The sequence below is a fragment of the Streptomyces swartbergensis genome, from assembly GCF_002148965.1.
Lineage (GTDB): Bacteria > Actinomycetota > Actinomycetes > Streptomycetales > Streptomycetaceae > Streptomyces > Streptomyces swartbergensis.
On sequence record NZ_NGFN01000043.1, the window covers coordinates 22,550 to 34,343 of the forward strand.

Consider the following 11,794-nt stretch of genomic DNA (forward strand, 5'->3'; position numbering starts at 1 on the left):
TCACGCCACCTCTCGCAGTCGGCGGGCCCGGCTGTCGGCGGCGGCTTGCGCGGCGACGGTGGCGAGCTTGTCGATCGCGGCCTGGCTGGACGTGGAGACGACGATGGAGATGCTGCCGAGGACGATGAACGTGCGCCCGTCCTGCTCGTCGAGCCGGATGTCGTCGGGGTTGTCGCTCAGCGCGAGGAGCGCGTTGAGGACGCGGGTCGGGTTGTCGCTCACGAGGTCTCCTCGGCGCGGTTGGTGGTGGGGGCGGGGAGGCCGAAGCTCTGCATCTGGACCTCGACGACCGGGCAGTCGGTTTCGTGCACGTACTCGCCGGTCTCCAGCTCGGGCTGGCACTGGCAGATCTCGGACTCCAGCCGGGCGGCGTAGCGGGTCTGCTCGGCCAGTTCCGCCTTGAGGCGCTGGACCTCTGCCAACAGGGCTGCCATGTCGGCCGGGGTGTGGGCGACGAACTCGGCGTGGTCCTCTTCGCCGAAGACGGCAACCGACGAGCGGAAGACGGCGCTGCTGGTGCGGAGGACGTCCTCGACGACGTGCGCCATCTCGGGCGGCGTCACGCTCTTGTCGTCGCGCGGGCTGGCCGTCCAAGTGCCGCCCGGCAGGCCGAAGCTGTTGAGCGCCTCGACCCGCGCCGCGATCTCCGCGAGCCGCTGGTCGTCGAGCGGCTGGGGCTGGTCGCCGACCGGCACCGGCAGCGCGGGCACGGCGGCGGGGGATGTGGTTGAGTCGGTCATCGGGACGCCTCCGTCCGCTGCTCGCCAGGGTGGGTCAGGTTGCGGACGGGCTTCCACGGCGGTTTGCCGGAGCCGGGGCAGGGCTCGGACCAGCGCTTGCTGCCGTAGGCCGAGTAGTTGCGGCCGCTCCAGTGGTGGCGGCCCATCACTCCGTCGGCGGTCATGGCCCGGTCCTGCATGCAGTGCTTGCACCAGCCGCGCGGCCGGACAGGCTCAGGGACGGCCGGGTAGACGATGCGGTAGCAGGGGTGGCCGACGGTGCGGCGCTTCTCGCCGTCGATGCGGAAGCGGAGGTACCCACCGCCCGCGCCGCTGATGGTGGCGGGCTTGCCGTCGTACTCGATCCGCATGCCGTGCCGGGCGGGCACGTCGTAGGTGCGGCGGATCCACTCCATCGTGCTCGTCACGACCCACCGCCCGGGATGAAGAACGAGCACGTGCACTTCCGCACGCGAGCTCCCGACGCGGTGCAGTCCGTCTCGCCGTCCTCGGAGTGCGCCCGCTCGACATGCCCGCAGTCGGAGCAGAGACCGGCATCAGCCTTGAGGCGCTCGATCTCGCACCAGGGGCAGGCGCGGCTATCGCTGGGAGCGCGGAGCCAGGTGGGGTGCTCGGGATTTCCGCACGACGCGGAAACGCGGCCGTCGGGGTGTCCGAGTTCGAGGGCGCGGTAGGAGGCCAGTTCGACGGCTTGCTTCTCCTGCGCCGTCTCCGCCTCGCCCAGCGGCGTGAAGACCTTCGTGCCGTACTTCGTCGCCGTGGCGCAGGGCCAGCCGGTGACGACGCCGTCCTCCCAGCAGACTGCGCACAGCCACGAGTTCGGCACTCCGCAGTCGTCGAAGACTGGGACGTGGAAGCGGGCCGGGAGCTTCGCGTTCTCCTCCAGCGAGAAGCCGGCGAGCAGCTCGTAATGCGGGTGGTCCGGGGCGTGCAGCAGGGTGGCGCGCTGCTGGCACTCGTCATGCTTGACCGGGTTGCCATCCTCGGCGTTGCTGCGGCAGGTGCCGCACGCGGACGGGTCGGCACTCGCGCTCTTCTCCGCGAGGAACTTGGCACGCTGCTCAACCCAGAACGGCATCTCGGGGTAGTCGGTCATCGCTGGCCCTCCATCGCCTCGTAGGCGGCGCGGCGCTCGCGGTCGGCATGGAGCGCGGTCCACCAGCAGTAGAAGAGGGCGTCCAGCGCGGCCGGGCGCTCGTCCTCGGGCAGGCAGTCGAAGGCGATCCGGCCGATCTCCTCGACCTCATAGCCCTCCGGGTGCGTCGTGCGGAGCAGCTCCTCGGCCTCGTTCCACACGGCCTGGAAGGGCGACAACTGCGGGAGCTTCGCGGTGATCTCGTCGAACGGGGTCAGGTCGTTCATCGGGCCGCCTCCTCGCCGTTGATGAGGCGGGCGATCTGGAGGAGGTGGTCGGTGCCGAAGTCGGCGGCGTACTCGTCGGTGCCGTCCTCGGCGATCCGGGACGCCACGACGGTGGCCTCGACCTCCAGCAGGTCGGCGAGCGCGGCGCCGACGGCCGGCTGCATGAGGGCGATGTACTCGGCGTTCCACGGCTCGCGGATCCCGCCGTACCCGGACTTGATGCGACCCGAGGCCACGACCTCGGAGTCGACCGTGCCCGTCGGGTGGGCGTGGGAATAGACGGCGCTGGTGGAGGTGGCGCGCGGCGACCAGACGGAGCTGGTGACCCACGGGCTGTCCGTCGCGTGCTTCACGTGCTTGCGCAGCTTCGCCGCGGCGTTCCGCAGCTCGGTGTCGAGCGAGGCCTTCTTGGTCTCGGGCTGAGGTGAGATCATGGACACGGCGGTCCCTTTCGTTGCGTGCTCTGGATGGGGACTGCGAGGTCGTCCCGTAGGCGCGGGGCGGCCTCTTTGCCGCTCAGGCGGCGGCGCGGGCCGGCTTGCGCGACAGGCGCGGCTCCGGCGGGCGGGACTCGTAGACGCGGGAAGCGGCGGGGGTGAGGGCGGCCTGGTACTGGCGGTTCAGGTAGGCGTCGAGGTCGTCCACCTTGTAGGCGACGTATCGGCCGACCTTGAAGCCGGGCATCTTCTGGGCCACGTCTTTGCCGGTGAGGCGCCACTTGCGGAGGGTCGTGACTTCGAGACCCAGGTGGGCGGCGGCTTCTTCGATCCACAGGCAGCCCTTCGGGGGGCTGGGGCGGGGGCCCTTCCTGTTGTGCACGGGTTTACTCCTTCTTGGTGGGGGGTTCGTCGGGAGACGCCTCGTCCATTTCTGGAGACGCATTGGGCGCGAAGAGGACCAGCAGGGCGACGCCGAGGGCCTCCACGAGGGAGTGCGCGTCATTGACGTCGGCGGTCTTCTGTCGACCAGTGGCGAGCTTTTCGATGAGGCCGGACCCGCAGCCGCTGGCCTCGGCCAGGCTGTCGTACCCGTAAGGGGCGCCCCGACCTGGGTTTTTCATGACCCACTGGAATATGTGGGCGCTCTTCAGCGTGTATCTACGGCTCAATGGTTCCCCCGTGGAGCGGAGCGGCCTTGATGAGACGAGTGAAGCACAGCAGAGACGAATCGTCTACCAATCTGGACGAGGTGACCGACCGGTATTGGCAAAGCTTGTGGCCGGATACCATGCTTCTGTAGACGCTTCGTCTCCAAGGCGGGAAGGTTGTACGGGGTGACCTGCTATTTTTCCGGCGCCCTGCAACCCCTACAGAGACAGTCGGTGCATAGTGACGCGAGAGGAAGATGACATGACGGCAGCGGCCCCCGCCCCTGACCAAGGCGCGGCCGAGCAGTCGGCACCCATCGGCGCGCTCTCCCAACTCATCCAGGACGCGCTCGACAAGGGTGACTCCTACCAACGCATCGCCGACAGGGCCAACAAGGCCAACGCGGGGGAATCCGTCTCGAAGGCGTATCTGCAGCGAATCGTGAAGAACCCGCCAGCGAACCCTCCCTCTGCCAAGCAGCTCGCCGCCATCGCCAACGCGCTCGGCAAACCGGTCAACCGCGTCCGGGAGGCCGCAGCGGAACAGTGGCTGCAGTACGAGGCCACCGAACTCGCCGGCTATGACGCCGAAGTGCGCATCATCGTCGGCCACCTCGCCGGCAAGACCCCCGAGGACCTCCGCCGCTGGCGCTACATGATCGAGGCCGAGGAGCGGGCCCGGCGCGAGGCCGGCGAGTAACGCGGCGGTCAAGCTGCTTCGATGGATCGATCGAGATTGTCCACAAGTAGATATTTCTGCAACCGCTTGTTGAGCACTCCCCGTAGACGTACCCTTCACCAACCGTGCACTTCCGGCCGTTCTGGCTCAGAGTGCATCGTTGTCCCCGGGGAGGGCTCATGCTTCACGTCACCTATGAGGCCGTCAACGACCTGCCTCCCGGCAGGCCGGTCCACGTCGACGAAGACCGAGGAAGAGTAGCGATCCGCTTCGACGAAGACGCACCCCTGCGAGACGTCGTCCGCGACTTCAACATAGAGATCGACCGCATGGTGCGGTCCGCACGCTGGTTCCAGTTGTGGGACGACGAGATCGTGTCCTCCAACAGCCCCAGGCACCCCCTCCGGATCGAGTTCATCCTGGAGAAGAAGGAGCACCAAGGGGTGGTCTTCGAGGAACGCAAAGGAGATCTCAAGGCGTTCGTCGACCCAGACATCGACGTGACCCGCTTCGCCGCCGTCATGAATAAGCTCACCGCGCAGCACCTCTCCGGAGGGCGCTGGTTCCAGCTGTACGGTGGCGAGATCCACGACGTGTCGCCGGGGTCGATGAGCAAGGTCTGAACGAACGGGGGCAGCGATGCCGGGATACATCGAGGACCGCTGGTACAAGAAGGGCCCTGACGGCAAGCGCAACGTCCCGACGGAGCGCCACGGCCAGGGGAAGCGGTACAAGGTCACCGGCATCCCTGGCGTGCGCTCCCGCTCGTTCGCCGGTCTGACGGGGCCGCAGGGCGCCAAGGCGTGGCTGGCCAAGGCGCAGAACGAGTCGTCCAAAGGTGAGTTCATCGACCCGCGCGACGGCAACATCCTCCTCGCGGACTACTTCGAGGAGTACTGGGCGACCCGCGAAGGCGACCCAGGGACGCTCGAAGGTCAAGAGCAGTCCATCCGCAAGCACATCATCGGCCGACTCGGGCATATGAGCCTCAACGCCATCAAGGTTCCACAGCTGCGTGTCTGGCTGAAGGAACTGAGCGGAGAACTGGGGCCGGGAACGATCGGCATCGTGTGGGGCTACCTGTCGACCATCCTTCAGGCGGCAGTCGAAGACGAGCGGATCACAAAGAATCCATGTAAGGCGAAGAGCATCGGCCCGCCGCCCCCGCCCCCAAGGAAGGCCCGAGCCTGGACGAAGGACCGAATCCTCGCGGTGCAGGCGGAGATGGAGCCGAGGTTCCGGATCCTTGTTGACCTTGGGGTGGGGGCTGGCCTGCGCCAAGGTGAAGCGATCGGTCTGTCGGTAGAGGACATCGACGCCGACGCCGGCGTGCTGCATGTGCGGCGCCAGCTGAAGAAGGTCCACAACAGGCTCGTGTACGCGCTGCCCAAGGGAGAGAAGACGCGGAGCGTCCCGCTCCCCCGACACCTGGCCGAGCGTCTCGCTGCGCATCTTGAGGAGTTCCCCGCAGGGAAGGTGACGCTGCCGTGGGGGAACCCGGATCCTCCGGCGAACGCCAGGCAGGCGGAGGAGCGAGCGCTGCAGACGCATGAGCTTGTCGTGACGGCTCCGCTGGGTGGTCCGGTGCGTCGGGATTCGTGGAATGAGCGGTACTGGAAGTCGGCCCTCGTGCATGCGGGTGTCATCCCAGCGCATCCGGATGCGCACCCCACTGCGAAGGGCCGGCAGTTGGCGAAGTTCGTGCCGTCACGGGAGCATGGCTTCCATGTGCTGAGGCATACGTTCGCGTCGGTGATGCTGGACGCGCGGGAGCCGATCGTGGCAGTCTCCCAGTGGCTGGGCCACGCGGATCCGTCGATCACCCTGCGGATCTACGCGCACATGATGCCGGAGGCTGATGGCCGCGGCAGAGCCGCGATGGACGCCTGGTTCGAGACCGAAGTCGATTCCTAAAAGATCTCCCCAAATCCTCCCCAGGGAAGCTGTATCACTAGATCCGTGAAGCCGGTGAGCTCCCGGCGTCCGGCCTGACAACGACGATGAGGGGGCCGCCGATAGCGGCGGCCCCCTCATGCTGTTCGGTAAAGGCACAGCTCAGAGACCTATTCCGGCGGGGTCGGGGTGTCGTGGGTCCGGTACATCGCCTGGACGTCCAGCTCCAGTTGCACCGTCGGACCGACCACCGCGATGCCCCGGGCCAGCATCGAACGCCAGTTGAGCGTGAAGTCCTCGCGGTGCAGCTCCGCCGTCGCCAGGGCCGCGCAGCGCAGTTCCTGACCGTAGCCGCCGTTCACCGTGCCGAGGTAGGTGGTGTCCAGCGAGACGGAGCGGCTGACGCCGTGCATCGTGAGGGAGCCCAGCAGCGTCCACTTGCTACCGCCCCGGTAGGCGAAGCGGGCGCTCGTGAAGTCGATGTACGGGAAGCGTTCGACGTCCAGGAAGTCGGCGGACCGCAGGTGGTTGTCGCGGGTGGTGTTGCCGGTGTTGATGCTGGAGGCGTCGATGCGGACGTGCACCCGGGAGTCGGTCATGTCCTGGGCGATCCGGATGCCTCCCTCGAAGCGTTCGAAACGGCCGTGGACATGGGCCATGCCGACGTGCTTGGCGATGAACCGGATCGCGGTGTGCGGCGGGTCGAAGAGCCACGTTCCGGGCGTCGGCAACTGCAGGGACTCGGCCGGACGCAGCCAGACCCGCTCGGTGGGCGTGGACGTGCCCACCGCGATGTCGATGGTCTCGCGGTGCGGCTGAAGGCCCTCCGCCGCGATCAGCAGGCTGTACCGGCCGGGCGGCAGCGCCGCGAGGAAGTAGCCGTACGGGTCGGTCGTCCCGCGGGCCGCCACCCGGTGGGTGTCCAGCGCGGTGACGGTGACGTCCGCGGCCGCCAGGGGCGAGCCCATCGGGTCGACGACCTCGCGGGCCACGGCACCCGCGCCGGGGGGAAGGGGGAGGGCGAGGCCCGCCGCTCGGGCGGAGGCTCCCCTGAGTCGCCGGCGCCGGAGCAGTGCGAGGGCCATGTGGTTCACCTTTCTTCGGGGTGGCACGGCCGTACGAGCGGCGGTTTCAGCGCACGCCGACGGCCGCACCATGCTGCGGTCACACCCCCTTGTCGATCTTGCGGGACCGGCATCCGGAACGGGTGTCTCATTACGAGACACCCGTCCCGGAACGGTCGGAGACGGCCGCTCGGCGCCTACGCCTTGAACGCGTCCGCGTGTTCCGCCGCCCACTGGGCGAAGGTGCGGGCCGGGCGGCCGGTGACCTTCTCGACGGTGCTCGCGACCGTACGGCCCACTTCGGGGGTGTTGCCGTACGCCTCCAGCAGGAAGCCGACGACGTCCTCCGTGAGGCCTGCAGCCCGCCACTGCTCGACGGCCTGCTCCTCGGTCAGCTCGACCAGGGTGATCTCCCGGCCGACGGCGGCGGCGATCGTCGCCACCTTGTCGCCGACGGTGAGCAGTTCCGGGCCAGTGATCACGTACTCCTGGCCTGCGTGGCCCTCCTCCGTGAGCGCGACCGCGGCGACGGCGCCGATGTCGCCTTCGTGAACCATGGCACTCAACCGGGAGACGAACGGCTCCCGCACCTCACCCGAGGCCACGATCCCGTCCGCCCACTCCAGGGCGTTGGCCATGAACTCGACCGGCATCAGCACGGCCCACTCCACACCGCCGTCGGCACGCACCGCGTCCTCCAGCGGGGTGGGTCCGCCGCCGTGCAGCACGGTGACCCGGCGGACGCCGGCCGAGCGGGCCAGCTCCAGGATGCGCGGGCCGGTCTCCAGCGGGGTGAAGGCGGCCCCGCCGAAGGTGATCAGGTGGAGGCCGGTGACCCCGTCCAACGCCGGGGCCAGGCCGTCGGGTTGCGTCAGGTCGCCCTCGACCACCTCCACACCGGCCGGGAAAGCGGCCTTCGCGGCGTCCCGGGTCAGGGCGCGGACCTCGTGGCCCCGGGCGAGCAGTTCGGCGACGACCTGGCGGCCGACGGTTCCGGTGGCGCCCGTGACAAGGATCTTCTGCGTCTGTGTCATGGGACGACCGTAGGAAGCCTTGCGGTCACTTTCTGTCCGCAAGTCCGCGCCCCCTGTGCATCCGCTACAGGGTGGATTCCTCGGCCCGCTCCGGCGGGCCGCCCTCGTACGCCGCCCGCAGCACCGCCCGGACCTCGTCCGCCGTCACCGGGCGCGGGTTGGCGTACGGCTCGCCCGCGATCCGGTCCGCCGCCGGTGTCACGTCGCCTTCCGCCAGGCCGAGTTCGGCGAGGGACCGCGGTGCACCGAGGCGCCCGGCCAGCTCCCACAGGGCACGGGGCGCGTCGTCGGCGCCGAGGGCCCGTCGCAGTACGGCCAGCGCGTGCGGGGCGGCGGGGGCGTTGTGGGCGAGGACGTACGGCAGGACGACGGTGTGCGTCTCGGCGTGCGGCAGTCCGAACGTGCCGCCCAGGACGTGGCACACCTTGTGGTGGAGCCCCATCGTGGTCGAGCCGAGGCACGTGCCGCACAGCCATGCCGCGTACAGCGCCCGGCCGCGCGCGTCCAGGTCCTCCGGGTCGGTGGCCAGTCGCGGCAGTGCCTCGGCCATGGCGCGCACGCCCTCCTCGGCCATGACCGAGAGCAGCGGCGAGGTGTCCGGGGCGTACAGCGCCTCGACGGCGTGCGCGAGCGCGTTGACGCCGCTGGTCACCGTCAGCGGTACGGGCAGGGTGAGGGTGAGTGTGGGGTCGTAGACGACGCTGCGCGGCTGGACGACCGGGTCGCGGCCGGTGCGCTTGACGCCGTGCTCGGTCAGGCCCCACACGGGGGTCATCTCGGAACCCGAGTAGGTCGACGGCACGGCGATCAGCGGCAGTCCGGTGCGCAGGGCGATCGCCTTGCCGAGTCCGATCGCGGAGCCGCCGCCGACCGCTACGCAGCCGTCCGCCCCGGCCGCCCGTACCGCCGCGACGGCCCGGTCGGCGTCCTCGACGGGTACGTGCATCCGGGCCTCGGCGTGCACTCCCACGCAAGTGTCACCGAGCGCGTCCGCGACCGCCCGGGCGACGGCCTCGCCCCTGCTGCCGCACACCACGAGCAGCCGCCGCAGGCCCAGACGCGCGGCCTCGCCCGGGGTCGCGGTGACGGCCGCGCCGGGCCGGAACACGACCCGCACGGGCCGGGTCTCGTACGAGAACTCGCTCTGGAACGTCATGCGGCACGCTCCAGGACGAGGTCGAAGCGGGCGTGCCGGAACGGGTTCGCCACGCCGAACTCACGCGCCAGGGACGGGTCGTCGCTCTCCGCGAAGTCCTGGACCAGGCTCTCCTTCACGGCGAACACCGCGTCGGAGTCGAGGTAGTCGCCGCCGGCCACGAAGATGTGCGTGGTGACGGGCGTGTGTCCCTCGGCCGTGGCGATGAAGTGGATGTGCGCGGGGCGGTAGGGGTGCCGCCCGGTCGCGCGCAGCAGCCCGCCGACCGGGCCGTCGGTGGGGATCGGGTACGGCGCCGGGACGCAGGTGCGGAACCAGAATCGGCCCTCGGTATCGGCGGTGAACAGTCCGCGTCCGTTGCCCGCGGGCTGCACGCCGGGCTGCTGGACGTCGTAGTAGCCCTGGTCGTCGGCCTGCCAGACGTCGACGACGGCGCCCGGAAGGGGTGTGCCGTCCTCGGACAGCACCCGGCCGCTGACCACGCACGGCTCGCCGCCGCCCACCATGTCGATGTCGTCGCCGAGCGCGCGGACCGGCGACTCCGTCATGTGGAACGGGCCGAGCACGGTCGACTCGGTGGCTCCGGGCGCGCGGTGGCCGTTGACGGTCTCCACGAGCATGGACAGCCCGAGCACGTCCGACAGCAGGATGAACTCCTGCCGGGTGTCGGTGCAGGCCTGCCCGGTCGCCGTGAGAAAGGCGATCGCCCGCTCCCACTCCTCCTGGGTCAGCCGGGTCTCGCGCGCGAAGTCGTGCAGATGGCGGACGAGGCCGGTGAGCAGCTCGCGCAGCCGCGGGTCGGCGGTCCCCCGGAGGCTGGCGAGGGCCTGCTCGGTGACGCCGGTCCCGGTCGCGTCGGTGGTCATCCCGGCTCCTCGTCGTCGGTGTCCGCTGCTTCCGCTGCTTCCATGATTGCTCGCTCAGGTGCTTCCGTGATTGCTCGCTCAGGTGCTTCCGTGATTGCTCGCTCAGGTACTTCCGTGATTGCTCGCTCAGGCGTGTCCGAGGACGGTCCGCAACGCGTCCGTGAGCAGTACGCCGGCGTCCGGTGCGGCGGACGCGTGCCGGAAGGCGACGAAACCGTCGGGGCGCACGAGCAAGGCACCCGCGTCGGAGATCTCGCTCAGGCGCGCCCAGTCGCCGTACGGGTCCTCGTACGCCTGCCCGGGGCCGATCACCACGGTGGCGACCGGGACGTCCTGAGCCGAGGCGGCCCGCACCCAGGCCTCTCCCCCGATGCCGGTGAGCAGGGTGAAGCGGCCCCGGCCGACCGTGTCGAGGGTGGAGAGCGTGCGGGAGCCGGAGGTGATCCAGGCGTGCGGGAGCCGGGCGCCGGGGCGGGAGGACGGCTGGTGGTGCAGCTCGGGGTCGCGGGCGAAGCCCGGGTCGGGCGTGCCGTCCGGGACGATCGCGCCGGAGGCGTAGCGCTGGTTGAGGTCGACTCCGTGCGCGTTGAACTCGTACGCCTTGAAGGCGATCGCCTCGCGCAGCTCGGCGCGTTGTTTCCCGGCGGCCTGGGTGCTGTCCTTGCGCGCGGCGATGTTGGCCCACAGCTGTTCGGGGGTCTGCGGGGAGAGCCCGCCGAGGGCCTCGAAAACCGGGGCGGTCTCGCGGATGGACTGGTTGGCGCGGGTGACGACCTGCCGGCCGACGGGCGCGCGTTCGGCGGTGTAGCTGTCGAGCAGCCTGGGGTGCGCGGTGCCGTCGAGGACGAGTCTGAGCTTCCAGGCCAGGTTGTAGGCGTCCTGGATGGAGGTGTTGGAGCCGAGGCCGTTGGACGGGGGATGCCGGTGCACGGCGTCGCCGGCGCAGAAGACGCGGCCGTTCGCGTAGCTCTCCGCGTACATCTCGTTGACGGTCCACGCGGAGGACGACTTGATGGTCACGGGGATGTCGTCGTCGCCGACGAGCTTGCGCACGACGGATTCGGCGTACTCGGTAGTCAGGTCCGGGGCGCCCGCGGTGACGTCGTAGCCCCACACGATCAGCCACTCGGTCCAGGGGCGGACGCAGCGCACCAGGCCCGCGCCGATGCCGCCGACCGTGGCGCCGGGCGCGAGGACCCAGTAGAGCGTGGACGGGCGGTGGGCGGTGTACCGGGTGAGGTCCGCCTCGAAGACGATGTTGATGCTGCCGGCCACGCCCATCTGGCCGCCCATCGGCAGCCCGGCGTCCGCGGCGACCTTGGACCGCCCGCCGTCGGCGCCGATCAGGTACTTGGCGCGGATCTCGTACGTGTCCCCGCGCAGCCGGTCGCGGACGGTGGCCGTGACGCCGTCGGCGTCCTGGGTGTGGGAGAGGTACTCGGTCTCGAAGCGCAACCGGGTGCCGCGGGCGACGGCCGCGTTCACGAGGACCGGCTCCATGAGGTGCTGCGGCATGTCGCACATGCGGGTGGGGCTGGCGAGTTCGTGTTCCGCCTGCACGAGCGGATCGTTGCCCCAGGAGCGCACCCGGCCCAGTTCCTCGCCCGCCAGGCTGGTGCAGAACGTCGTGTTGCCCATCAGGTGCTGCGGGGTGGCCTGTGCGACGACCTCCTGTTCCACGCCGAGGTCGCGCAGTACTTCCATGGTGCGCTGGTTGGTGATGTGCGCGCGGGGCGTGTCGGCGAGGCTCGCGTAGCGGGTCACCACGAGGTTGGGCACGCCGTAGGTGCTCAGGGCGAGCGCGGCCGAGGCACCGGCGGGGCCGCTGCCCACGATCAGGACGTCGGTCTCGACGACGGTGGACACGGGGCGCTCCTACCGGGGGGAGGGGATACGGAGGCGGACATCGCGTC

The 11,794-nt window shown here is 70.1% G+C and carries 16 protein-coding genes; 3 read left to right on the top strand and 13 right to left on the bottom strand.

Going from position 1 to position 11,794, the window contains the following annotated elements; all coding sequences use genetic code 11:
* The 8 genes from CA983_RS10170 to CA983_RS46190 form a co-directional block, all read right to left on the bottom strand.
* The gene (locus tag CA983_RS10170; RefSeq protein WP_086600550.1) at positions 1 to 222 is read right to left on the bottom strand and encodes a hypothetical protein; all 222 of its coding nucleotides are present in this window, start codon (positions 220 to 222) and stop codon (positions 1 to 3) included.
* Positions 219 to 740: a hypothetical protein gene (locus tag CA983_RS10175; RefSeq protein WP_086600551.1), complete on the bottom strand. Its 522-nt coding sequence runs from the start codon at positions 738 to 740 to the stop codon at positions 219 to 221. Before CA983_RS10175 ends, CA983_RS10170 begins: the two co-directional genes overlap by 4 nt.
* The gene (locus CA983_RS10180) at positions 737 to 1,147 is read right to left on the bottom strand and encodes a hypothetical protein (RefSeq protein WP_143645473.1); all 411 of its coding nucleotides are present in this window, start codon (positions 1,145 to 1,147) and stop codon (positions 737 to 739) included. Before CA983_RS10180 ends, CA983_RS10175 begins: the two co-directional genes overlap by 4 nt.
* The gene (locus CA983_RS10185; protein ID WP_086600553.1) at positions 1,144 to 1,836 is read right to left on the bottom strand and encodes a hypothetical protein; all 693 of its coding nucleotides are present in this window, start codon (positions 1,834 to 1,836) and stop codon (positions 1,144 to 1,146) included. The genes CA983_RS10180 and CA983_RS10185 overlap by 4 nt, the downstream gene beginning before the upstream one ends.
* Positions 1,833 to 2,102 carry a hypothetical protein gene (locus CA983_RS10190; protein ID WP_086600554.1) on the bottom strand — a complete coding sequence of 90 codons (270 nt, stop codon included), beginning with the start codon at positions 2,100 to 2,102 and terminating at the stop codon, positions 1,833 to 1,835. The genes CA983_RS10185 and CA983_RS10190 overlap by 4 nt, the downstream gene beginning before the upstream one ends.
* Positions 2,099 to 2,536, bottom strand: coding sequence for a hypothetical protein (locus CA983_RS10195; RefSeq protein ID WP_086600555.1), 438 nt, complete (start codon positions 2,534 to 2,536; stop codon positions 2,099 to 2,101). The genes CA983_RS10190 and CA983_RS10195 overlap by 4 nt, the downstream gene beginning before the upstream one ends.
* A gap of 82 nt (positions 2,537 to 2,618) precedes the next feature.
* On the bottom strand, positions 2,619 to 2,921 hold the full coding sequence (locus CA983_RS10200) for a helix-turn-helix domain-containing protein (protein WP_086600556.1): 303 nt from the start codon (positions 2,919 to 2,921) through the stop codon (positions 2,619 to 2,621).
* Positions 2,922 to 2,925: 4 nt separating this feature from the next.
* Positions 2,926 to 3,162 carry a hypothetical protein gene (locus CA983_RS46190; protein ID WP_158101852.1) on the bottom strand — a complete coding sequence of 79 codons (237 nt, stop codon included), beginning with the start codon at positions 3,160 to 3,162 and terminating at the stop codon, positions 2,926 to 2,928.
* Positions 3,163 to 3,451: 289 nt separating this feature from the next.
* Here CA983_RS46190 and CA983_RS10210 point away from each other — a divergent pair, with 289 nt between their 5' ends.
* The 3 genes from CA983_RS10210 (at position 3,452) to CA983_RS10220 (ending at position 5,782) form a co-directional block, all read left to right on the top strand.
* Positions 3,452 to 3,889 carry a hypothetical protein gene (locus CA983_RS10210; protein WP_086600558.1) on the top strand — a complete coding sequence of 146 codons (438 nt, stop codon included), beginning with the start codon at positions 3,452 to 3,454 and terminating at the stop codon, positions 3,887 to 3,889.
* A gap of 158 nt (positions 3,890 to 4,047) precedes the next feature.
* Entirely contained in the window at positions 4,048 to 4,491 is a 444-nt protein-coding gene (locus CA983_RS10215; RefSeq protein ID WP_086600559.1) for a hypothetical protein, read from the top strand.
* 16 nt (positions 4,492 to 4,507) lie between these two features.
* Positions 4,508 to 5,782: a tyrosine-type recombinase/integrase gene (locus tag CA983_RS10220; RefSeq protein ID WP_086600560.1), complete on the top strand. Its 1,275-nt coding sequence runs from the start codon at positions 4,508 to 4,510 to the stop codon at positions 5,780 to 5,782.
* Between the two features lie 149 nt (positions 5,783 to 5,931).
* On the opposite strand, the gene CA983_RS10225 is transcribed toward CA983_RS10220, so the two are convergent.
* The 5 genes from CA983_RS10225 to CA983_RS10245 all read right to left on the bottom strand — a co-directional run bounded on the left by CA983_RS10225 (position 5,932) and on the right by CA983_RS10245 (position 11,747).
* Positions 5,932 to 6,846: a YceI family protein gene (locus tag CA983_RS10225; RefSeq protein WP_086600561.1), complete on the bottom strand. Its 915-nt coding sequence runs from the start codon at positions 6,844 to 6,846 to the stop codon at positions 5,932 to 5,934.
* 176 nt (positions 6,847 to 7,022) lie between these two features.
* Entirely contained in the window at positions 7,023 to 7,859 is an 837-nt protein-coding gene (locus CA983_RS10230; protein ID WP_086600562.1) for an SDR family oxidoreductase, read from the bottom strand.
* Between the two features lie 64 nt (positions 7,860 to 7,923).
* Entirely contained in the window at positions 7,924 to 9,015 is a 1,092-nt protein-coding gene (locus CA983_RS10235) for a maleylacetate reductase (RefSeq protein ID WP_086600563.1), read from the bottom strand.
* The gene (locus CA983_RS10240) at positions 9,012 to 9,881 is read right to left on the bottom strand and encodes an intradiol ring-cleavage dioxygenase (RefSeq protein ID WP_086600564.1); all 870 of its coding nucleotides are present in this window, start codon (positions 9,879 to 9,881) and stop codon (positions 9,012 to 9,014) included. Before CA983_RS10240 ends, CA983_RS10235 begins: the two co-directional genes overlap by 4 nt.
* A gap of 126 nt (positions 9,882 to 10,007) precedes the next feature.
* On the bottom strand, positions 10,008 to 11,747 hold the full coding sequence (locus CA983_RS10245) for an FAD-dependent oxidoreductase (RefSeq protein WP_086600565.1): 1,740 nt from the start codon (positions 11,745 to 11,747) through the stop codon (positions 10,008 to 10,010).
* Positions 11,748 to 11,794: the final 47 nt, after the last annotated feature.

Bases quoted from the DNA above. Each gene is read 5' to 3' on its own strand.
- CA983_RS46190 (WP_158101852.1), bottom strand. From the start codon at position 3,162: ATGAAAAACCCAGGTCGGGGCGCCCCTTACGGGTACGACAGCCTGGCC.
- CA983_RS10220 (WP_086600560.1), top strand. From the start codon at position 4,508: ATGCCGGGATACATCGAGGACCGCTGGTACAAGAAGGGCCCTGACGGC.
- CA983_RS10195 (WP_086600555.1), bottom strand. From the start codon at position 2,536: ATGATCTCACCTCAGCCCGAGACCAAGAAGGCCTCGCTCGACACCGAG.
- CA983_RS10230 (WP_086600562.1), bottom strand. From the start codon at position 7,859: ATGACACAGACGCAGAAGATCCTTGTCACGGGCGCCACCGGAACCGTC.
- CA983_RS10185 (WP_086600553.1), bottom strand. From the start codon at position 1,836: ATGACCGACTACCCCGAGATGCCGTTCTGGGTTGAGCAGCGTGCCAAG.
- CA983_RS10215 (WP_086600559.1), top strand. From the start codon at position 4,048: ATGCTTCACGTCACCTATGAGGCCGTCAACGACCTGCCTCCCGGCAGG.
- CA983_RS10240 (WP_086600564.1), bottom strand. From the start codon at position 9,881: ATGACCACCGACGCGACCGGGACCGGCGTCACCGAGCAGGCCCTCGCC.
- CA983_RS10235 (WP_086600563.1), bottom strand. From the start codon at position 9,015: ATGACGTTCCAGAGCGAGTTCTCGTACGAGACCCGGCCCGTGCGGGTC.
- CA983_RS10175 (WP_086600551.1), bottom strand. From the start codon at position 740: ATGACCGACTCAACCACATCCCCCGCCGCCGTGCCCGCGCTGCCGGTG.
- CA983_RS10190 (WP_086600554.1), bottom strand. From the start codon at position 2,102: ATGAACGACCTGACCCCGTTCGACGAGATCACCGCGAAGCTCCCGCAG.
- CA983_RS10225 (WP_086600561.1), bottom strand. From the start codon at position 6,846: ATGGCCCTCGCACTGCTCCGGCGCCGGCGACTCAGGGGAGCCTCCGCC.
- CA983_RS10210 (WP_086600558.1), top strand. From the start codon at position 3,452: ATGACGGCAGCGGCCCCCGCCCCTGACCAAGGCGCGGCCGAGCAGTCG.